Origin of the sequence: Micromonospora sp. WMMD967, from assembly GCF_029626165.1 — a bacterium.
Taxonomy (GTDB): Bacteria; Actinomycetota; Actinomycetes; order Mycobacteriales; family Micromonosporaceae; genus Micromonospora; species Micromonospora taraxaci.
Genome location: NZ_JARUBK010000001.1, coordinates 6028026 through 6046939, shown reverse-complemented (window position 1 = coordinate 6046939; position 18914 = coordinate 6028026). Strand labels below are relative to the sequence as shown.

Here is an 18914-nt window from a genome sequence, read left to right as displayed (position 1 = left end):
GACGGTCTGAACCTCTACTGGCGCGTGCCGGTTCGGGCGGCCCGCTCCACTCTGGCGATCAACCGGCTGTTGTGGGCGGCGTGCTCGAAGCCCGAAGTGTGGTGGGTGCCGTTGGCGATATCGCGCGCCAGGCTGGCGTACACCTCGCCTACGTTGATGGCCGCGCCGGTCCAGATCTCCGCGGCGGTCGGGCCGGTGCCGGTGGCGACGGGGCGGTCCGGCGCGGCGAAGTCGACGCTCGACGACAGCGTGAGGTCGCCGACCTGAACGCCCGCCGGGTGGTCGCCGGTCAGCTTCAGCCAGCCGTCCGAGCCACGGACCTTCAGGCTGAACGCGGCGTCCGTCGGGGGTACGCCGGCCAGGATCTGCACCCCCGCGCTGGCACCCGACGAGGTCTTGACGATGGCGTCGAGGTGATCGGGCACCTCCCGGGCGGTGACCGTTCCGGTGTCGACCAGCTTCACCTTCGGCCAGAGGAGTTCCGTGCGCGCGTCGATCTCGGTGATCTGGCCGAGGACGGCCTCGACCACGTCGAGAACGTGGCCTGCGGTGATGGTCAGGAAGCTGGCGCCTGCCGCCGCCTTGTCGAAGTACTCGTACGCGCTCGTCGACTCGGGGCCGTATCCGAACGTCGTCGCGGTAACCCGCGCCGAGAGGATCCGCCCGAGTCGCCCCGCCTCGATGATCTCTGCCGCTCGGCGGACCGAGGGGTTCAGCCGGCCCTGGAGGCCGATCGCGGTGTGTAGTCCCCGGGCGGCTTCGGCCATCTCCTCGGTCTGCGCGATGGTCGCGCCGAGCGGCGACTCGGAGTACACGGCCTTGTTCGCCGCGAGGGCGGGGAGCACGAGGTCGCGGTGGGCCGGGACCTTGACCGCCACGGTGACGAGGTCGATCGAGGGATCGTGGATGAGCTCGAGCGGATCGGCGAACCAACGCGCGGCGCCGAAGGCCTCCGCGGCCGCGCGAGCGCTCTCCTCGCGACGGGTCGCTACGGCGGCCAGGACGAATTGCGGCTGTGCTGCCAGCGCGGGGATGTGTGCGGCCCCGGCCCAGCTCGCCTTCGTGTCCGCGCCGATGATGCCGACCCGAATTGCCTTACCCTGCATGATGAGTGACTCCGTTCCTTGACGTGCGACCGGAATCCGGCCGGCCGCGTGATGTTCTGCTCTTCTCAGCCGTCGATCGCGGCCATGTCGGGTTTGGAGTGGCGCTCGCCGGACGCCGGCGTCAGGTTGTTCAGCCGGGTGATCTGGCCGGCGGTGAGTCGGATGCTGTCGGCGGCGACGTTTTCTTCCAGGCGGTTGACACGCTTGGTGCCCGGAATAGGTGCGATTCCCTCGCCTTGAGCGAGCAGCCAGGCCAGGGCGATCTGTGCCGGCGTGGCCCCTACCTCGTCGGCGATGTCGCGGACCTCGTCGAGGATCCGCAGGTTGCGCGTGAGGTTGTCACCGGTGAACCGGGGGTTGGTGCGCCGCCAGTCGGTGGGGTCGAGGTCGGCGAGTGAGCGGATGTCGCCGGTGAGGAAGCCGTGCCCGAGCGGCGAGTAGGGAACCAGGCCGATCCCGAGTTCCCGCAGAGTGGGCAGCACCTCGGCCTCGGGGTCGCGGGTCCACAGCGAGTATTCCGTCTGGACGGCAGCTACCGGATGGACCGCGTGGGCCCGTCGGATCGTCGTCACGGACGCCTCCGAGAGGCCGATGTGGCGTACCTTGCCCGCGGTGACGAGGTCGCGCAACGCTCCCACCGTCTCCTCGATGGGGGTCCGGCGGTCGACCCGGTGTTGGTAGTAGAGGTCGAGGTGGTCGGTGCCGAGCCGCCGCAGCGATCCGTCCACGGCGGCGCGGATGGTGGCCGGGGTGCTGTCCGGACCTGGTCTGCCGGTGTGCGAGACGAGGCCGAACTTGGTGGCCAGGACCACCTCGTCCCGGCGACCCCTGATCGCGCGACCCACCAGTTCCTCGTTGACGTACGGCCCGTACACCTCGGCGGTGTCCAGGTGGGTGACGCCGAGATCCAGGGCGCGGTGGATGGTACGGATCGAGCCGGGTTCGTCGCGGCCGGCACCGGTGTAGAACGCCGACATTCCCATGGCGCCGAGGCCGATACGTGAGACCTCGAGGCCTCCCAGCGATGTGGTGTGCATGAGCCATCCCTCCGTGTAGCGGGGGCCCGGTTCGCGCGTCCAGGGAGACACACCCGACCGAACTTGACGCTTCAAGTTCTACACCCTGCAACTTGAAGCGTCAACAAACCGCTTGTATCGTCATCCTCATGACCGAGACAGGGGAGGGAAGGGCCAGCGGGCCTGCTGCCGGATCCCGCTGGCTGAGCGACGACGAGCGGGCGGCGTGGCTGGCCAACTCCGCGATCATGATCAGCCTGCCGGCTGCCCTGGACGCACGAATGCAACGCGAGTCCCAGCTGACCTTCTTCGAGTACATGGTGCTCTCGGTGCTCTCCGAGGAACCCGAGCGCACGATGCAGATGAGCCGCCTCGCTGCCCGTACGGCGGCGTCGCTGTCCCGCCTGTCACACGTCGTCGAGCGGCTGGAGAAACGCGGACTGCTCGCGCGGGCCCGAGTCCCCGGTGCCGGCCGGCGCACCAACGCCGTGCTGACCGAGGCCGGCTACCAGGCGGTCGTGGGCGCGGCGCCGGGCCACGTCGCGGCGGTCCGGGAATATCTGATCGACGAACTCGAACCCCACGAGTTGGCGACGTTGACGCGCATCGGCACCGCGGTCGCGGCCGCCATCGACCGCCCCACGGCACCGCCAGAGGCACCCGCGCCGCGGCCGTAGGGATCTGGGCTCACCGCATCGGGTGGCGCTTGGCGAATTTCCACACGATCTCGCTGGCGTCGGGGCCGGCGTGATCCGTGTAGCGGCCGTCGCCGTCGGGGCCCGGCCACGCGTGCGCCATGTCCTGGACGCGGTACGCCTCGACGATCGAGGAGCCGTCCGGCGCCGTGACCGTCGAATGCGTGTACGCGTGCCGACCCCCGCCCGCCGGCACGGACACGGTCTCCTCGGTCGGGTGGAGGCTGCCGTTGGGTAGCCCGTCGTCGACGAGGTCGCCCACCGCGGTCCACTGTTCGACGAGGCGGGTGGCGACCAGGGGCGGCACCACGTCGTCCCGTTCGCCCTGAATGACCAGCATCGGCACCCGACGGGCGCGATCGCCCATCTGGGCCCAGGCCTGGCGTGCCGTGTCCAGCGGTGGCGTCGAGCCCGGGTCGTCCGGGTCGACCTGGTTGAGTCCGTACTCGCCGCCGGCGACCGAGGTCACCGTGGCGAAGACGTCGGGGTAGGTCGCGGCGAGGATGACTGCGGTTCCCGCGCCCGACGAGGCACCGGCCACGTGTACCCGCGCGGGATCCGCGTCGTACTCCTCGACCACCTGGCGGGCGACAGCGGCCAGCAGCGCGGGTTCGCCGGTGTGCCGGTGCTGCTCGCGGGGGTCGCCGGAGTTCCAGCAGGCGATCACGTTTCGGGAGATCAGTTGCGTGGGGTAGACGACGATGAAGCCCTCCCGGTCGGCCAGGCGGTTGAACTGCGTCGTGGACTTCATGGAGTTCCACCCGTAGCCCGTCATCGCGCAGCCGTGGATCGCCATGACGACCGGCAGCCGGGCCGTCCCGTCGTGCTGAGGTGGAACGTGGACCTGGTAGCGCTGCGACCCGACGTCGCCCTCGTAGACGTGGTTGCGGTCGCCCTCGCCCATCTGCCACGGCAGACCGAGTTGAAGGGCGGTGACGCCGAGGCTGGCGGTGGCCACGACGCCGGCGAGGACGACGGCGACGATCCGGAGCCAGCGCCGTAGCCGAGGGCGGGCGGGCTCGGTGCGGACGTCCGATGGGGGTGGCGACGAGGTCACGCGGGTTCTCCTTCCAGTACGGGGAAGGAAAGGTCCCTGGCGGCGTGGAAGTCGCCGGAGGTGAGGTTCAGCCGCTCGACTTCGACGACGGGTGTGGTGGACATGCACCCATGACAGCGCGGGCGCCGCCTTCCCGTCAGTGGCACGGTGTCATCACCGCATGTGACGTGGTGTCACTGATCGTGCCCGCCGATGCCACATCAGCATGAAGAACGCCAGTTCTGTCTTCGACCGCATGCCGGATCCCTGCCACTGTCGAGTCCTGCCCGACCGGTGCCGCCCGCACCGGACCGACGGCACCGACAAGGAGCGACGATGACTTCTGCGACACACCGTCTGGTCGCCGCGATGGCGGCGGTGTCCCTGGCCGCGTGCGGCCCCACCGATGCCGCTGAACAGCGGACGCGGGACCGCGCCGTAACGGTCACCGCGTCCACCGCCATCGACCGGGAACATGAGTTCCGGCGACTGGAGGAGGACTTCGACGCGCGGCTCGGGGTCTACGCGATCGACACCGGCACCGGGCGCACGGTGCGGTACCGGGCCGACGAGCGGTTCGCGTACGCCTCGACGTTCAAGGCGTTGGCCGCCGCCGAGGTTCTCGACGGGACCACCGACGCCGAGCTGGACCGGGTGGTGCGGTACTCGGCGGACGACATGGTGACCTACTCACCGATCACGGAGCAGCACGTGGCCACGGGCATGACGCTGCGCGCGATCGCCGACGCGGCCGTGCGGTACAGCGACAACACCGCAGGCAACCTGCTGTTGCGCCAGCTCGGCGGACCGCAGAAGTTCGAGAAGGAACTGCGCGAGGTGGGGGACAAGGTCACCGATCCGGCGCGCTACGAGACCGAACTCAACGAGGCGAAGCCGGGCGACCGCCGGGACACCAGCACCGCGGCGGCCCTGGCCGAGGATCTGCGGGCGTACGCCGTGGGGGACGCCCTCGAACCGGCGGACCGCGCCGTGCTCAACGGCTGGTTGAAGGGCAACACCACCGGCGGCAAGCTGATCCGCGCCGGCGTGCCCGATGGTTGGGTCGTGGGGGACAAGACCGGTGCCGGCGGCTACGGCACCCGCAACGACATCGCGGTGATCTGGCCTCCGGACCGCGCGCCGATCGTCCTCGCAGTGCTGTCCACCCGCGACCAGAAGGACGCCGACTACGACGACGCCCTGATCGCCCAGGCTGCGGAGGTCACCATCAGCGCGCTGTGACGGTGGTCGGACGCGCACGTCGGAATGTCACGGTGAGCTGGTGACACGGTGTCACTGCACGGCCTGCCCGGTGCGCGCTGCAATGGGACGTCCAGCATCTTCGAAAGGACCCCCGATGAGCGCCCCACGATCCGACGGACCCTGGCAAGGGACGAAACGCCCGGGACCTCCTGCCGCGAGCGGCTCGCGTCTCCTGGCCTCGGCGCGGTCCGGGCCGGCGGTCGACAGCTCCCGGCCGTTCGGCGCCCACCTGCGGATGAGCTGGTGGAAGCCGCTCGTGGTCATCCTGGTGCCGCCGCTGGTGATGCTGCTTCTGCAGGTGGTGCTCTACCAGGTCGTGGGCGTCGTCGAGGGCAGTGACGACCCGATGTCGGCGGACTTCACGCCGTTGAAGTTGTTGGCCGTCAACATCAGCATCGGCGCGGCGGGCGTCCTGGCGATCCTGCTCCTGGTGTGGATCGCCAGGGTCCCGTGGCGGAGCCTGATCAGCTTTCCCCGAGCCTTCGACGCCCGCCGCCTGGCGTACTACCTGGGCGCGGCGGTGTTGTTGGTGGGTGTCGGGATCGGTGTCGTGGCGCTTGTCGCGCCGGACTCCCCGGGGTGGACGGCGTTCGGGATCACCGGCACGACGGTCGGCGTGCTGGCGGTCACCGTGTTGAGTACGCCGCTGCAGTCGGCCGGTGAGGAGTTGATGTTCCGCAGCGCCGTGCTGCCCGCCGCCGCGTCCTGGGTGCGCGCGGTGCGTCCGGCCCTGGTCGTCGGGCTCGTCGTCTCCGGCCTGGGCTTCGCCGTGGTCCACGGGTCGACCGACCCGTGGCTGTTCGGCTACTACACGTTCATCGGTGTCAGCACCGGCGTGATGGCCGTCATCAGTCGCGGCATCGAGGCGCCGGTGGCCTTCCACGTCGCCAACAACGTCCTGTTCGGAATCGTCAACACGGTGATGGCGGACGGCGAGCCCTACGCGATCGACCGGTCCACCGACTCCGGTGACGCGTCCCTGCTGATCCTCGGTGCCGTCAACGTCGCCATGGTGCTGCTGGTCTGGCTGCGCGAGCGGCGAGCGCGGACCAACAGCGTGGACTAGCCCCACCAGGGCGGCGTGCCCGTCCGCAGGTGATCGTGCAGGCTCCGGGCGACCTGGGCCATCGTCGCCTCGCTGCCGGGCTGTGCGACGGCGGGCACCCGGGAGGCGGTGAGCGCGGCGACCGCGTACGACTGCCCGTCGGCATGATCCACCACCCCCACCTCGTGGCGCAGGTGCAGCAGGGTGCCGGTCTTCGACGACCAGCGGGACGCATCAGAGGTGAAATCGGGGGCGAGCCGCTGCCGGTGCAGGTTGTCGGCCAGCAGTGCGCGTACGCGGGCGGCGGTGCTCTCGTGGATCGTCGAGGGGCGCCAGAGGGCGTGCAGCAGGTCGACGAAGGCACGCGCCGACCCCGCGTTGGCGCGGGTGACGTCCAGGTGGGCGACCGGATGGCCCTGCCCGGGGGTCGCCGCGCCGATGGCGAGGGAATGCGCCAGGTGTACGTCGTCGGGGCCGAATCGTTCCGCCGGCGTCTCGGCGAGATCGCCGACCCGCTGCCGCACCGTGATGCCCTCGATCCGCAGCCGCCGCAGCTCGGCGGCGACCCCGGCCGGCGGGACGAGGTCGAACAGGGCGTCGGCGGCGACCCCGTCGCTGACGGAGGTGCTGAGGTAGAGCAGGTCGTCCACGGAGATCCGCGCGGGATGGCGGAAGCGGCTGAGCCCGGTCGGACCGGGGGTGGTGATGCGACCGGGCGTGACGTCGACCGGCGTCGCGGGATCGAGTTCCCCGCGCACGACCCGCTCCAGGACGGCGACGGCCAGCGGCACCTTGACCAGCGACGCCGACGGGTACGGGACGTCGGCGTCGAAGCCTATCTCCCGGCCGGTGTCGAGGTCGCGGACGAGGAAGGCACCGTGCAGTCCCGCGTCGTCAAGCAGGTCACGCGCGTTGCGTACGACGGCGGTGGCGCTCATCCCGCATCTCCCGTCGGGCGTGCACCGGGTTCGCCGTCCCCGGTCGCGCCCAGGCATCGCGCGACGTCCGCGTGCAGGACGGTGCGTAGGTGGGCGAGGTCCTCGCGTACACCGGCGGCGACGTCGTAGCCCCGCAGCAGCTGTGGGCCGGCGAGGGGGCACCAGTGCAGGCTGAAGTCCTCGGCCTGCTGGCGCGAGCAGAGCAGCAGATCGGGAGAGCCGAGGGCCGCCGCGGCGGCGTCGACCAGGGATGGCGCGATCGACACCTGGGCCGGTGCCAGGCCGGCCGACTGGGCGGCGCGGGCCAGCGGGTCGCGCAGGTGCGGGACGTCGTCCTCGGGCTGGATCAGGATCCGCCGGCGTGCCTGCGCACGGCCCCGGCCGCTGCGCAGCGTATCCAGGAACACCGTTGGCGCCGGGAAGGGAGTCCGGGCGGCCAGCCCGAGTGGTACCCGCCAGACCGCCACCGCCTCTGGCACCGCCACGACCCCGGCACCGACCTCAAGCGTCTGGCAGAGCCGTTCGCGCTCCTGCGGGCCGGCCGGCCGTACCTCCAGATGGACCCGCTGCCGTCGCGCCGCGACGACCAGAGCGGCCAGGCGGTGCGGCGGGCAGATCTCGGGTACGGCGATCCGCAACGGCCGTAACCGGGCCCGCTCGGCGTCGTCGGCCATGGCGTCGGCAAGGTCGACCAGGCGTCGCGCCGTCGGCAGCATGTCCTGCCCGAACGGGGTCAACCGGACCGCGCGGGACGTGCGGTCGAACAGCTTCGCCCCGAAGTGCTCCTCCAGGGCGGCGATGCGGCGGCTGGCGACCGACTGGGGGATTCGCGCCGCGGCGGCGCCGGAGGTGAAGCTGCCGTGGCCGCTGACGGCGACGTAGGCCCGACACGCGGCGACGATGTCCATCCCGCCAACCTATATCCGGAACGCATGGGTGAGGCCATAGGGATCAAGAGCGGCATCGGTGGCTGGGTGCCATCACCATCTGCCTTCGTATCCTCGCTTCTGCTGGCCCTGGGATCAGGCTTCTTCAGCATCGTGGCCCTCGTCATGACCCTCTTCGGACCGGCCCGCCAGGACGACGCCCCCGCGTAGCACTCGCCGTGCGCTCGGGCGGGCTTCGCCCTGCGGGGGAGCGTGCGCCTGGTCACCGCTCCGCTGGCCAGACGCGGGAGCGAGCGGGCGCACGCTCGCTGCGGCAGGACTCATGGCGCGCGTCTCCGGATCGGGCGTTCGTTACACCGTTGTACGAGGTCACGCACGTCCGCCTGCCGCCTGGTCGACGGCGTGCCGACCGATCAGCGGCGGCGCAGCGCCGGCTCCAGCAGAGCGGGTGGGGTGTCGTTCTTCTCGTGGGCGGCGAGGTCGACGCCGGGAGCCACGATCGCGTCGATCGCGTCCAGCACGTCGGCCGACAGCACCGTGTCGGCGGCGGCGAGCTGCGAGCTGAGGTGGTCCATCGTACGGGGGCCGATGATCGCGCTGGTCACGCCCGGGTGCGCGGTGACGAAGCCGAGCGCGAGCTGGATCATGCTGAGGCCAGCCTCGTCGGCAACCGTGGCGAGCTGCTCGACGGCGTCGAGCTTGGCACGGTTGGCGGGGATGCTGACGTCGAAGCGTTGCTGCATGAAGCCCGAGCGGTTCGTGCTGATCTGCTGGTTGGCGCGGATCGCCCCGGACAGCCAGCCCGATGCCAGCGGGCTCCAGGCCAGCACGCCCATGCCGTACTCCTGCGTCGCCGGCAGCACGTGGGTCTCGATCCCACGCTGCAGGATCGAGTAGTTCGGCTGCTCGGTCACGTAACGGCTCAGACGCCCCTCGCGGGCAGCCCACTGCGCCTGCACGATGCGGTAGGCCGGGAAGGTCGAGGAGCCGAAGTAGCGGATCTTGCCGGCGCGCTGCAGGTCGGTCAGCGCCGACAGCGTCTCGTCGTCGCTGGTCGTCGGATCCCACCGGTGCATCTGGTAGAGGTCGACGTGGTCGACGCCGAGGCGGCGCAGGCTGTTCTCCAGCGCGGTGACCAGCCAGCGGCGTGAGCCGCCCCGCTGGTTGCGCTCGTCGCCCATCGGCAGGGTCGCCTTGGTGGCCAGGACGACGTCGTCGCGGCGGCCGGCGATGGCCTTACCGACCATCTCCTCGGACTGGCCACCGCTGTAGGCGTCGGCGGTGTCGATGAGGTTGATCCCCGCGTCGAGCGCGCCGTCGATGATGGCGGTGGCTTCCTCCTGGGTGGTGTTGCCGATCCTGCCGAAGTTCATCGCGCCGAGCACGAGGGTGCTGACCTGCACACCAGTGCGACCCAAGGTGCGGTACTGCATGACTGTTTCTCCTTCAGACGTCCGGCGGTCCTCGATGTGGTGGCAGCCCGTCCGGTTCAGTGTGTCACCCAACCGGAGCGCTGTTCCGGTAAACAACATACGGAACGACGTTCCGGATGCCAAGCGAAGTGACGGAGGTAACGCGACGTGGCTGAGATCGACAGGCCGGGCGGTGCCGCCCGTTGTGCGGCATGACAAAGACGCAAGTCGATCAGGCGTAGGTTTGCGATTCTTCACGAAGACGCCGGCACGGCTTCCGCTGAATAGTTTCCTCACCGTGTTTCCGATTCCCCGCCACCTCGGGGAACGATCTGTAGGAGGGGAAGATGCTCAGACGTCGCATGCTCGGCATCGGGCTCGCCGCACTGCTGGCGGCCTCCGGGGCCACCGTTGCTGCTCCGGCCAGTGCGGCAGGGCCTGCCATGGCTACCGGGACGATCCCCCAGCCGGTGCTCGCAGCGGCACAGGCTCTGGCCGGGGGGCAGGCCGCAGCGACGACGCCGACGTTCAGCCCGACGTCGACCGCTCGTGGGCCGGTCACGGCAGCCGCCGCGGATGTGATCACCTGCAACGCGCGGGCCCAGTATCCACACGGGTCGACCGGCGGTAACGGCATCCCGGGCAGCCTCGACGGCAAGGCGGATTCGTGGTGTGACGCGCCGATCCCGTACATCGGTGCTCAAGCCGAGTTGTACCAGTACGTCCCCGGCAGCGGCTTCTTCCTGGTGTCGGTGGGAAGCCTGAACTCCGGCCCGGGGACCAAGAAGTACACCGGCGTCGCCTTCACGATCTGCCAGGGTGTGCCGAACTACTACGTCACCAAGGGCATCCACACGTACACGGCTCCCGGCGGCTACTACCCGCCGTCAGTGACCCTGACGACACAGTCACCCATCGTGCAGGTTGCCTGCTGACGCGGAGGCGCGGACGAGCCGGCCGACCGCCGCGCCGCCAGCGGCGATCGGTCGGCCTCGTCATGCCTCCCGCAGCCGGTCGGCGAAGGCCCAGGCGACTGCGGCGGTCGGGATCCGCACACCGCGGGTCGAGGCGGGACGCAGCCCGATCAGCTCGTGTACGCGCCGTAGGCGATAGTCGAGCGTGCGGGTGTGGACGCCCAGCGCCCCGTGCCGTCGCCGGTCGGGACATGTCGTGCAGGTAGTACGCGTCGAGGGTGCGGATCAGGTCCGGGCCGGCTTCGAGTCGGGTGAAGAGCTCCCGCAGTCAACTGTCCATGTGTATCTGCGTCTTCAGCTGAGGCGGATCAGGCGCACAGGGGGTCGCACGCCGTCCGTTGGGCCGCGCCGCCAGCCGTTGAATCGCACACCCGGTTCGTCGCCGGCCGGCTCGAGTGCGGCATGGTCGCCCGGCGTGGTGCATGACGTTCGCCGTAGCTGTCCGACGCGCCCGTCACTTACGTACGCGGCTCCGGACCCCTGACCGGGGTCCGGGGCCGCTACCTGACGTGTCGGTGTCTGCCCGCCAGCGTCGTGCTGGTGCTCGTGCTGGCCGCGCGGGCTCGGGTGAGGTGGACGGACGCTCGGTCGGCCGGGCTACGGCTTCAGCACGATCTTGCCCCGCGCGTGGCGGGACTCGCTCAACTCGTGGGCGGCGCTGGCCTCTTCCAAGGAGAAGACGGCAGCGACCGGCACTGTGAACCGACCGCGCTCGGCGAGTCTGCCGGCGGCGGCGATTCCTTCGAGAGCCGGCGTGTCCGCACCGGGGCCAGAGCCGCGCGACAGGTGCACGCCGTGGGCCGCGGCGTTGATGTCGGCGATGCTCACCACCCTGTCCGGGCTCGCGACCAGGCCGACCAGGTCCGGTATGGAACCAGAGCCGGCACAGTCGAAGACGACATCCACCCCGCTGGGCACCAGAGGGCGGACCCGCTCGGCCAGTCCGGGGCCGTACGTGGTCGGGATCGCCCCGAGCGAGACGACGAACTCGTGGTTGCGCTCGCTGGCCGTGCCGATGACGGCCGCACCGCGAGCGACCGCGAGCTGGATCGCTGTCGTACCGACCCCGCCGGCCGCGCCCTCGATCAACAGCGTGGTGCCGTCCTTGACGCCCAGCCGGTCGAGGACTCGGGTGGCCGTCTCGATGTTGCCCGCCGCGCCCCCGGCCTGCTCCCAGGTCAGGGCGGCCGGCTTCGGCGCCCATGCGGCCAGGACGGCGTATTCGGCGTTCGCCCCGCCCATCTGGGCGTAGTCGGTTACCCCGAAGACCTCATCGCCCACCCGAGCGGTGGTCACCCCGTCACCGACCTCATCCACCAGGCCGGCGGCGTCGACACCGGGCACGTGCGGCAGGCGGAGCGGAATCCACTCCTGGAATTGGCCGGCGCGGACGTATGTGTCGGCCGGATTGACACCCGAGGCCCGAACCGCCACCCGTATCTGGCCGGGTCCGGCGTGCGGTTCCGGTGCCTCCGAGACCTCAAGGACGCTCGCGGGACCGTACTTCGTGAATTGCAAAGCCCTCATGCAGACGGACGCTAACGCGCTCCGCTGTCGGTCTGGCTAAAGTGAGAGCCGTGACCGATCGTTTGCCTCACACTCTTCGCGCCGACGCCCTGGACAACCGTGAGCGCATCATCGAGGCTGCCCGCGAGGTCTTCGCCGTCGACGGTCTGGATGTGCCCATGCGGGAGGTTGCTCGGCGTGCCGGGGTTGCACCTGCCACCTTGTACCGACGATTCCCGACTAAGGAGATGCTGGTCACCGAGGCATTCGCGGAACAGATGCAGGCGTGTCACGCCGTTGTCGACGAGGGCCTCGCCGATCCGGATCCGTGGCACGGTTTCTGTCTCGTGATCGAAAAAATGTGTGAACTGCACGCCCGTGATCGAGGCTTCACTGCAGCTCTCATTTCGACCTTTCCCCACGCGGTCGATTTCGAGGCGCGCCGCGAATACGCGCTCAAAGCGATCGACGAATTGTCCCGCCGCGCCAAGGAAGCGGGCCGCCTGCGCCCCGACTTCGTCCTGGACGACGTCCTCCTCGTGCTCATGGCCAACAGCGGTATCCACGCGACCTCGCCGACCACCCAGGTCACCGCCTCCCGGCGCTTCGCCGCGCTCGCCATCTCGGCATTCCAGGCCTCGCCGGATGCCTCGCCGCTGCCGCCCGTGGTGCGGATGGCACCCCCGGCATCGGCAGCGAGGCGCAGCCAGGCGGGCAGCTAGTCCTCGAAGCTGAATTCGAACGTGCCCGCTTCGATGCTGTCGATGAGCTGGCTGACATCGTCGGCCTGCCGAGTCGCGGTCTCCCAGCCACTGCTGGTGATGTCGGCCAGTAGTACTGGTGCGGGGTCGCTGCGCAGGTCGAGTACGAGCTGCTCACGTGAACCGTCGCCGCCGATGATCGCGATGCCGGGGTGCTCATCGGTGGCCTGGTCCCATGCGTCGTGGACGTCGAGCATCTCGCGTGGGGAGTTGAGCCATACGTAGGCTCCGCTGGGCATCCAGCCCCGCCGGAACCACGACTCACCGTGGAGGTAGGTGCGCCAAGCGGCCGGCAGAGGCCGGCCCAGGGCCTCCTCGGCGTCGGTGAACTCCTGGTCGTCCACCGGGCCGCGGTACTCGGCTTCCTCGATGATGGCACCGACGATGTGGGCGTTGAAGTCGGCCAGCTCCTCGGCGGGGATCCAGTACTCCAGCACGTCGCGGCCACCGGCCTGGTGAACCTCATGACGGTCCATATACGACCGTTCGACGTCGAACCGGGTCACGTAGCCGACCCCCTCGGCGGGGACGTTCCACTCGCGGGCGATCTTCGTGGCGTACCAGCGGTTCAGGACGGGGTAGAAGATCGGCTGGTCGGCCAGGCGCGGAGGCCAAGCCCGCCACCCCGACTCCGCGACAAGGTCACGTTCGGCCCGCCCGGTGGGCCGCCACAGGGTGATCGTGTCGGAGTTGTGGATTGTCTGCTCCTCGCCAATCGGGGTTACGGGGTGGTCGTGGTGAGCTGTCCGAGCGTGACAGCCGTCCGGCGGGCTATCGTGCCGGTCACTTGGCGCCGAACCATCGACATAACCGACGTCCGGGGAGTTCGACGCCACGCGGACGTGATACCCCCAGTGTCGGAGGACCTGCGCGAGTCTCGCTGCACCTGCCGGGTTGGCGGAATGAACGTTGATGACGCCGATGTCAAAGGGGCGCTCGTCGAAGGCAGCTCGTTCCAGGACCTCCACGACCGGCCAGATCGTGTCGTCCCCGCCCAGGTCATGGTCCAGCCACAGCTCGTCCAGGCGGCCGCCCCGGTGTCGATCGAGGAGGTCAACGCCGGCGGCACTGGTACGGGCCACCTCGGCGCTACGGCCATCAACGAACGAACGAAGGTCGTCAACCATGACGATCACTCGGCGGGCATCCACGCGATGATGATGCCTGGCCCTGCCAGGATCGGACATCCGGATTCGGCCGACGACCGTGCCCGTCGGCACCGAGTGTCCGTGGGTCCTTCGCGATGACCAGGGGCGGCGCGGGTGGGATGCCCGATGAGTACGCCCCGGTCGCGCCCTCGTTGAACCCTTGCATAGGCTGCGTCGCCATGGACGAGCCGAGCGGGTCAGGTGTTGTTCGCCATCAGTCGCTGCACGACGGGTTCGTACCGGCGCAGGGGCCGCAGCAGGCCTTCGCCGACGCTATCGACCGACACATCGAGGAACACTTCGGCCCCGTCGAGTTCGTTTACCACGAGATCGCCTCGCACCTGGTCGGTGTGCATGTCTATGTCGTGGCTCCGACCGAGGAACGCCCGTACCGGACGCTGATCACGTCTGGGATGAGTGAGCTGCCGATGGCAGTCCCCGAAGGTCACGACATCAGCCCGTACGCGGAACTGATGCTGAGCCTGCCGGCTGACTGGCCGTTGACCGAGCTAGCCGGGCTCGGCGACGAAGCCGGGTGGCCGCTGCGGGCCCTCAAGCAGGTAGCTCGGCTACCGCACGAGTACGGAACCTGGATCGGCGAGTGGCATTCCGTGCCGAACGGCGACCCCGCCCAGCCCTACGCCGCGGACACCCCGTTCGCCGGAGTCGTCGTCACGCCGATGCTGCGGGTGCCGCCGGAGGCGCGGACGATCGACGTCGGCGGTGATGCCCGAATCGCGTTGCTCGCGCTCATCCCTCTGCATCCGGAGGAGATAGCGGTCAAGGTCGAACGTGGTACCAACGCGCTCATCGAGATCCTCGACCGTGGCGGCATCACCGAATTGTTGGACCCGCGTCGGCCCTCGTACGCCTGACCGCTCGATCTACGCGGGCGTCGGAGGCACGTCGACGTAGGTGTCCCGCAGCCTTCAGTGCACGCCCCGTACGATCGCCGGCATGTTGGGGGTGCACTTCGCCATCACACCCGAGCAGCAGGAGCGTCTGCTGCTGGCGGCAGACGACGACACGGTGGGCGAGTTCCTCGAGGAGATCGAGGAGTCTCGGGGCGATGACGCTTTGGCGGTAGACACCGACAAAGCCTGGGACGCGATCCACCGCTGCCTGACCGATGGCACGCTCGATCCGGACGGTGGCCGGTATCCGTGGTCCCACGCGGTGCTCGGTGGCCGTCATCTCCACGATGACTGTTACGTCGTGTATGTCAGCGCCGATGAGGTGCGAGATGTGGCCGAGGCCCTGCGATCTGTCGAGCGGACCTGGCTACGCCGCCGCTTCGACGCGATCGATGGCCGCGACTACGACGGTGCCCAGGACGACGACGATTTCGAGTACACCTGGAACAACTTCGTCGATGTTCGGACGTTCTACGACCGGGCCGCCATGGCGGCTCGCTCAGTAATCTTCACCGCCACCTGACCCAGCGGATCGCCGGCTGCTGGCTGCCGGGTCAGCGAGCGGTGGGCTTGGTCAAGCGGTCCAGTTCTTCGGCGACGAGTCGGCGTAGGGTCTGATCAGGGTCGTGGGTATACGGTCACCCTGCCGTACCGCCACCCGGTGCCCGCAGGGCGCGTCGTGCCGGTCCTGGGGCCCTGCCGATCGTCGGGGCAACGCCAGATCCAGCCGGGGTGCCATAGTGCCGCGATGAAGGACGACCTGCACAGTTACTTGAAGGGCGGCCGCGACGCGCTGCTGTGGAAGCTCGACGGGCTCGGCGAGTACGACATTCGCCGCCCGTTGACCCGGACCGCGACCAACCTGCTCGGCCTGGTGAAACACGCCGCGGTCGGGGAGATCCTCTACTTCGGCGTGGTGTTCGGCCGGCCGTTCGACCAGGAACTGTCGTATGTCGGGGACGACGCGGAACCTAACGCCGACATGTGGGCGACCGCGGACGAGACCCGTGAAGAAATCGTCGATCTGTACCAGCGCGCGATCGCCCACGCCGACGCCACCATCGAGGCACTCGCGCTGAACGATGTCGGCCGGGTGCCCTGGTGGGGCGATGAAGCGGTCACGTTGCATCAGGTGCTGGTCCACGTTGTGGTGGACACCCAACGGCACGCCGGCCACGCCGACATCGTGCGCGAACTCGTCGACGGCACCGCCGGGCTGCTGCCCAGCAACGACAACCTGCCTCCCGGCGACGAGTCATGGTGGCTGGACCACCGCCGACGAGTGGAACAGGCTGCTCTCGATGCCGGCAAACGCGGCGATTAGGCCTTTGTGGGTCATGCGAGCCGCATGCTGGCGGCGAGGGGGAGCCTAGGTCTGGCGATGCGCGTTCCGCTACCGGAGCAGCGCCGCCGCTGCGGCCAGGGTGGCCAGTGACAGCGTTGTGGTCACCACCACCGCCCGGTTGGCGACTGTCTCGCCGACGCCGTACTCCTGGCTGTAGATGAACGTGTTCTGCGCTGTCGGCAGGCCCGCGCACACCACCACGGCGAGCAACTGCGGCGCGGACAGCTGCAAGGCCAGGCCAGCCGCGTACGCGATGACCGGCTGTGCGACGAGCTTCAGCGCGGTGATCACGGCCAGTTCGGCAGGCTCGGCCCGCGACGGCCCCGTGCGGTGCAGTGACGCGCCGAGCGCGACCAGGGCGGCCGGAACGGCGGCGCCCGACAGCAGGGTGAGTGGCGCGCTGGCGGTCGACGGCAGACGAAGGCCGGTAGCCGAGCAGGCGACACCGAGCAGCGACGCCAGGATCACCGGGTTACGTACGGGCAGGGAGGCGATACGGCGGACCCGTACCCGCCCGGCCGGGTCGCTGTGCCGGTCCAGGGCGATCAGGATCACGGGCGTTACCACGAGCACCTGCAGCAGCACCACCTCCGCCAGGAACGACACGTTGCCGATCACCTGCGTGGCGATCGGGATGCCGAGGTTCGCCGAGTTGACGTAGCCGGCGGCCATGCCCCAGATCGGCCGTTCGCCGGACGTGTGACCGAACAGCCAGCTCGCGGCGACCCACCCGACCCCGACGACCGCTGCCGTGCTCACCGCGAAGGCGAGCAGTGGGCGGCCGGCGAACCCGGACAGCGGCATTCGGGACAGAGCCAGGAACAGGGCCGACGGCATCGCGAGATGGAACACGAACCGGCCGAGCACCGCTGCCGCCGCCTCGCCCAGCAGGCCCCAACGACAGGCCGCGTAGCCGACCGCGGTGAGCATCCAGATCGGTACGAACGCCGACGCCATGCTCATCCGGGCGGCACCGAGGGGCGGGTGTCGCGCCGGCTCACGGCCTGGCGGGCGTCGGGAGAGTACGAGCCAATGAACCCGGCGACAGTCTCGACCTGGGCGAGGACGTCATCGACCTGTCGCAGGGCGAGCCGGGATCCGTGACACTCCGGCGGGCTTCCGCCGGTCTTCAATCGCACCGACGCGTCCGAAGTGCGTACCAAGCCGCCGGGCAGCCGGGGCTGCCGAAAGGTGCTTCGATCGGGGAAGCCACGTGTTCAGCCTCGCATCCCGTCCGGATCGGACGAACATCCCGCACATCCACCGGTGGCCGTGCGCGTACAACCGCCCTGCGACCGTCGCCCACCCTCGGACCGGCGGACGGACATGTGCTGGTCCGGAAGCACTCGCGTTGCCGAAGCTACCCGTCCTGGAACCATGCGATCGCTGGAGTGTTCATGAGGCCGACCTCAAACTCAGCTGGCCAACGCTCGCGCAGCGCGTCCAGTTCGTCAACAGTGGCCCCAGCAGAAGCGCATCGCGGCAAATGCAGGCAGCCCGGAAGCCCTGCACTGGCGAAAGCTCGGTGCATATTCCACGCCTGTGCCAGTTGCTCGCTGGAGAGCAGGTGAAGGGCGTAGACGCGAGGGTTGAAGTCCCACGTTTCGCCAGCCGCGTCGTTGGTGACCATGACGAACCAGTACTCGCGACCATCGTGCGCAGCGACACCCGTGATTGGCCCGTCGTACCAGTCGCTGAACCATACTTTCCGAACCTGGGCCAGCTCGGGTAGACCCGAAAGGCGGGATGCAGCGTGCACGGGCTCGACCATACTGCCGACAAAGACTGCGCAGCCGCCGTCCTCTTCTGCCGCTGACGGGAGTGGCGGTCGTGGGTGGGTGCGATGGCCAGCACGGGCATGCTGCCCGGGCTTTCTCTTCCACGCGTGCGGCTTGGAGAGGTGGTGGCGTGTCAGGTTACGCAACCCGCCACGCCACGTGCCTCACTCGCCGTTCGTGGTTGCCGGAGGAGTCCAGGCAGGCAGCGGGTCCATCCAGAAGCGGGTTAGCAGTACCGAATCGATAAGAAACCTACCGTTGACCTTCTTGTAGGTCTCGCGGTACTGCCCGTAGCCGTTGTGCCCCTCAGGAGCGTTCGGGCCGGCCGGGAAGGTGAGGATGTCTTCCATCGACCAGATTCCGGACGCCGTGTTCGGTCCCGTGATCGTGATCTCTGGCATGGCTCCCGAGTGAGCTGACGGGGCGGCGCCGGTGAGGTCGCGAATCGTGTAGGCGAACTCCTTCGGCGATTTCCAGGTGATCCCGTCGGTGACCAGCTTGGCGTCGGGCGTGAACAGCGCGGCCAGGTCGTCGTGCTTCTTCTCGTCCACGAAGCGGAAGTAGCGAGCCTTGAGTTGGTGGATCTCTTCGATGTCTTCCAAGCGCTGCACCCGCTCGGCGAGTGACTTGGAGGAGGTGCTCGTCGGGTGGTCGTGCGCGCTTGCCGCCCGGGAGGTGAGGGCTGCTGCGCCCACCCCGGCGCCGACCAGCAACGCAGCCGCCGCGGCCGCTGCGCTGACCCGCGACCGCAGCGTCGCCGCCCGACGGGTTTTCTGCTTGCTCATGACGTGGTTCCTCTCGTCTCTGTAACGGTCTCGGACGGCTCGGATCTCGTCCCTTGTAGGACGAAGGCCTCAGAACCGGCGAGCCCTCGCAATGGACTTGAATCGCTATGCGGACGGGTTGCGTCCGCTTTCAGACGGTGGCGAGCCTAGCCCAAGGGGACGACTGTCGTCCGCTTCTTTGGGTGGTCAACGCGGTGACCCTGGCCACCCCCGACGCGCACCGGAGCCGGTCGCCCGCCGCACGTCAGGCGGGGTCGGCCAGTCGAAGCGGAACGCCGCTTGTTTGCTGGTGGCGAGGGTCACGA

The 18914-nt window shown here is 69.4% G+C and carries 18 protein-coding genes and 2 pseudogenes; 8 read left to right on the top strand and 12 right to left on the bottom strand.

Translation table 11 applies throughout. The annotated features are described in order from the left end of the window. Positions 1 to 14: 14 nt before the first annotated feature. Both O7631_RS27210 and O7631_RS27205 read right to left on the bottom strand, forming a co-directional pair. Entirely contained in the window at positions 15 to 1106 is a 1092-nt protein-coding gene (locus O7631_RS27210) for a Gfo/Idh/MocA family oxidoreductase (protein WP_278146897.1), read from the bottom strand. A 65-nt stretch (positions 1107 to 1171) separates the two neighbouring features. Continuing rightward, positions 1172 to 2143, bottom strand: a complete 972-nt coding sequence (locus tag O7631_RS27205) for an aldo/keto reductase (protein ID WP_278146896.1) — start codon at positions 2141 to 2143, stop codon at positions 1172 to 1174. A 128-nt stretch (positions 2144 to 2271) separates the two neighbouring features. Here O7631_RS27205 and O7631_RS27200 point away from each other — a divergent pair, with 128 nt between their 5' ends. Then, a complete protein-coding gene (locus O7631_RS27200) occupies positions 2272 to 2799 on the top strand; it encodes a MarR family transcriptional regulator (RefSeq protein WP_278146895.1) in 528 nt (175 codons plus the stop codon). Positions 2800 to 2809: 10 nt separating this feature from the next. On the opposite strand, the gene O7631_RS27195 is transcribed toward O7631_RS27200, so the two are convergent. Then, a complete protein-coding gene (locus O7631_RS27195; protein WP_278146894.1) occupies positions 2810 to 3874 on the bottom strand; it encodes a PHB depolymerase family esterase in 1065 nt (354 codons plus the stop codon). A gap of 315 nt (positions 3875 to 4189) precedes the next feature. Here O7631_RS27195 and bla point away from each other — a divergent pair, with 315 nt between their 5' ends. Continuing rightward, a complete protein-coding gene (gene bla / locus O7631_RS27190) occupies positions 4190 to 5095 on the top strand; it encodes a class A beta-lactamase (RefSeq protein ID WP_278146893.1) in 906 nt (301 codons plus the stop codon). 115 nt (positions 5096 to 5210) lie between these two features. Beyond that, positions 5211 to 6182 (top strand): CPBP family intramembrane glutamic endopeptidase, encoded by a 972-nt coding sequence (locus O7631_RS27185; protein ID WP_278146892.1) that lies wholly within the window; start codon positions 5211 to 5213, stop codon positions 6180 to 6182. Here O7631_RS27185 and O7631_RS27180 read toward each other — a convergent pair. The 3 genes from O7631_RS27180 to O7631_RS27170 all read right to left on the bottom strand — a co-directional run bounded on the left by O7631_RS27180 (position 6179) and on the right by O7631_RS27170 (position 9419). After that, a complete protein-coding gene (locus O7631_RS27180) occupies positions 6179 to 7099 on the bottom strand; it encodes a serine hydrolase (RefSeq protein WP_278146891.1) in 921 nt (306 codons plus the stop codon). The two genes, O7631_RS27185 and O7631_RS27180, sit on opposite strands and share 4 nt — an antisense overlap. Continuing rightward, positions 7096 to 8007, bottom strand: a complete 912-nt coding sequence (locus O7631_RS27175; protein ID WP_347403524.1) for a LysR family transcriptional regulator — start codon at positions 8005 to 8007, stop codon at positions 7096 to 7098. The genes O7631_RS27180 and O7631_RS27175 overlap by 4 nt, the downstream gene beginning before the upstream one ends. 392 nt (positions 8008 to 8399) lie before the next feature. After that, positions 8400 to 9419 (bottom strand): aldo/keto reductase, encoded by a 1020-nt coding sequence (locus tag O7631_RS27170; RefSeq protein ID WP_278146890.1) that lies wholly within the window; start codon positions 9417 to 9419, stop codon positions 8400 to 8402. Between the two features lie 326 nt (positions 9420 to 9745). On the opposite strand from O7631_RS27170, the gene O7631_RS27165 reads away from it, so the two are divergent. Then, a complete protein-coding gene (locus O7631_RS27165; protein ID WP_278146889.1) occupies positions 9746 to 10333 on the top strand; it encodes a hypothetical protein in 588 nt (195 codons plus the stop codon). Positions 10334 to 10969: 636 nt separating this feature from the next. On the opposite strand, the gene O7631_RS27160 is transcribed toward O7631_RS27165, so the two are convergent. Next, a complete protein-coding gene (locus O7631_RS27160; protein WP_278146888.1) occupies positions 10970 to 11899 on the bottom strand; it encodes an NADP-dependent oxidoreductase in 930 nt (309 codons plus the stop codon). A 50-nt stretch (positions 11900 to 11949) separates the two neighbouring features. On the opposite strand from O7631_RS27160, the gene O7631_RS27155 reads away from it, so the two are divergent. Continuing rightward, the gene (locus O7631_RS27155) at positions 11950 to 12600 is read left to right on the top strand and encodes a TetR/AcrR family transcriptional regulator (RefSeq protein ID WP_278146887.1); all 651 of its coding nucleotides are present in this window, start codon (positions 11950 to 11952) and stop codon (positions 12598 to 12600) included. Between the two features lie 410 nt (positions 12601 to 13010). Here the strand turns inward: O7631_RS27155 and O7631_RS27150 are convergent. Both O7631_RS27150 and O7631_RS27145 read right to left on the bottom strand, forming a co-directional pair. Then, positions 13011 to 13337, bottom strand: a pseudogene (locus O7631_RS27150) (ADP-ribosylation/crystallin J1); the annotation flags it as partial. A 102-nt stretch (positions 13338 to 13439) separates the two neighbouring features. Next, a pseudogene (locus O7631_RS27145) lies at positions 13440 to 13790 on the bottom strand (cyclic-phosphate processing receiver domain-containing protein); the annotation flags it as partial. 116 nt (positions 13791 to 13906) lie between these two features. Here O7631_RS27145 and O7631_RS27140 point away from each other — a divergent pair. From O7631_RS27140 to O7631_RS27130, 3 genes are all read left to right on the top strand, one after another. Further along, positions 13907 to 14662, top strand: a complete 756-nt coding sequence (locus O7631_RS27140) for a suppressor of fused domain protein (protein WP_278146886.1) — start codon at positions 13907 to 13909, stop codon at positions 14660 to 14662. Between the two features lie 82 nt (positions 14663 to 14744). Then, on the top strand, positions 14745 to 15224 hold the full coding sequence (locus O7631_RS27135) for a YfbM family protein (protein ID WP_278146885.1): 480 nt from the start codon (positions 14745 to 14747) through the stop codon (positions 15222 to 15224). A 225-nt stretch (positions 15225 to 15449) separates the two neighbouring features. Beyond that, positions 15450 to 16025, top strand: a complete 576-nt coding sequence (locus O7631_RS27130; RefSeq protein WP_278146884.1) for a DinB family protein — start codon at positions 15450 to 15452, stop codon at positions 16023 to 16025. A 69-nt stretch (positions 16026 to 16094) separates the two neighbouring features. Here the strand turns inward: O7631_RS27130 and O7631_RS27125 are convergent, their stop codons facing one another. From O7631_RS27125 to O7631_RS27115, 3 genes are all read right to left on the bottom strand, one after another. Next, positions 16095 to 17009, bottom strand: a complete 915-nt coding sequence (locus O7631_RS27125; protein ID WP_278146883.1) for an AEC family transporter — start codon at positions 17007 to 17009, stop codon at positions 16095 to 16097. Positions 17010 to 17406: 397 nt separating this feature from the next. Next, on the bottom strand, positions 17407 to 17805 hold the full coding sequence (locus O7631_RS27120) for a hypothetical protein (protein WP_278146882.1): 399 nt from the start codon (positions 17803 to 17805) through the stop codon (positions 17407 to 17409). Between the two features lie 183 nt (positions 17806 to 17988). Continuing rightward, positions 17989 to 18609 (bottom strand): nuclear transport factor 2 family protein, encoded by a 621-nt coding sequence (locus tag O7631_RS27115; RefSeq protein ID WP_278146881.1) that lies wholly within the window; start codon positions 18607 to 18609, stop codon positions 17989 to 17991. Between the last annotated feature and the right edge of the window lie 305 nt (positions 18610 to 18914).

Excerpts from the sequence above, each read along its gene's own strand:
- O7631_RS27210 (WP_278146897.1), bottom strand. The coding sequence starts at position 1,106 with ATGCAGGGTAAGGCAATTCGGGTCGGCATCATCGGCGCGGACACGAAG.
- O7631_RS27205 (WP_278146896.1), bottom strand. The coding sequence starts at position 2,143 with ATGCACACCACATCGCTGGGAGGCCTCGAGGTCTCACGTATCGGCCTC.
- O7631_RS27200 (WP_278146895.1), top strand. The coding sequence starts at position 2,272 with ATGACCGAGACAGGGGAGGGAAGGGCCAGCGGGCCTGCTGCCGGATCC.
- bla (WP_278146893.1), top strand. The coding sequence starts at position 4,190 with ATGACTTCTGCGACACACCGTCTGGTCGCCGCGATGGCGGCGGTGTCC.
- O7631_RS27185 (WP_278146892.1), top strand. The coding sequence starts at position 5,211 with ATGAGCGCCCCACGATCCGACGGACCCTGGCAAGGGACGAAACGCCCG.
- O7631_RS27180 (WP_278146891.1), bottom strand. The coding sequence starts at position 7,099 with ATGAGCGCCACCGCCGTCGTACGCAACGCGCGTGACCTGCTTGACGAC.
- O7631_RS27175 (WP_347403524.1), bottom strand. The coding sequence starts at position 8,007 with ATGGACATCGTCGCCGCGTGTCGGGCCTACGTCGCCGTCAGCGGCCAC.
- O7631_RS27170 (WP_278146890.1), bottom strand. The coding sequence starts at position 9,419 with ATGCAGTACCGCACCTTGGGTCGCACTGGTGTGCAGGTCAGCACCCTC.
- O7631_RS27165 (WP_278146889.1), top strand. The coding sequence starts at position 9,746 with ATGCTCAGACGTCGCATGCTCGGCATCGGGCTCGCCGCACTGCTGGCG.
- O7631_RS27160 (WP_278146888.1), bottom strand. The coding sequence starts at position 11,899 with ATGAGGGCTTTGCAATTCACGAAGTACGGTCCCGCGAGCGTCCTTGAG.
- O7631_RS27140 (WP_278146886.1), top strand. The coding sequence starts at position 13,907 with ATGCCCGATGAGTACGCCCCGGTCGCGCCCTCGTTGAACCCTTGCATA.
- O7631_RS27135 (WP_278146885.1), top strand. The coding sequence starts at position 14,745 with ATGTTGGGGGTGCACTTCGCCATCACACCCGAGCAGCAGGAGCGTCTG.
- O7631_RS27130 (WP_278146884.1), top strand. The coding sequence starts at position 15,450 with ATGAAGGACGACCTGCACAGTTACTTGAAGGGCGGCCGCGACGCGCTG.
- O7631_RS27125 (WP_278146883.1), bottom strand. The coding sequence starts at position 17,009 with ATGAGCATGGCGTCGGCGTTCGTACCGATCTGGATGCTCACCGCGGTC.
- O7631_RS27115 (WP_278146881.1), bottom strand. The coding sequence starts at position 18,609 with ATGAGCAAGCAGAAAACCCGTCGGGCGGCGACGCTGCGGTCGCGGGTC.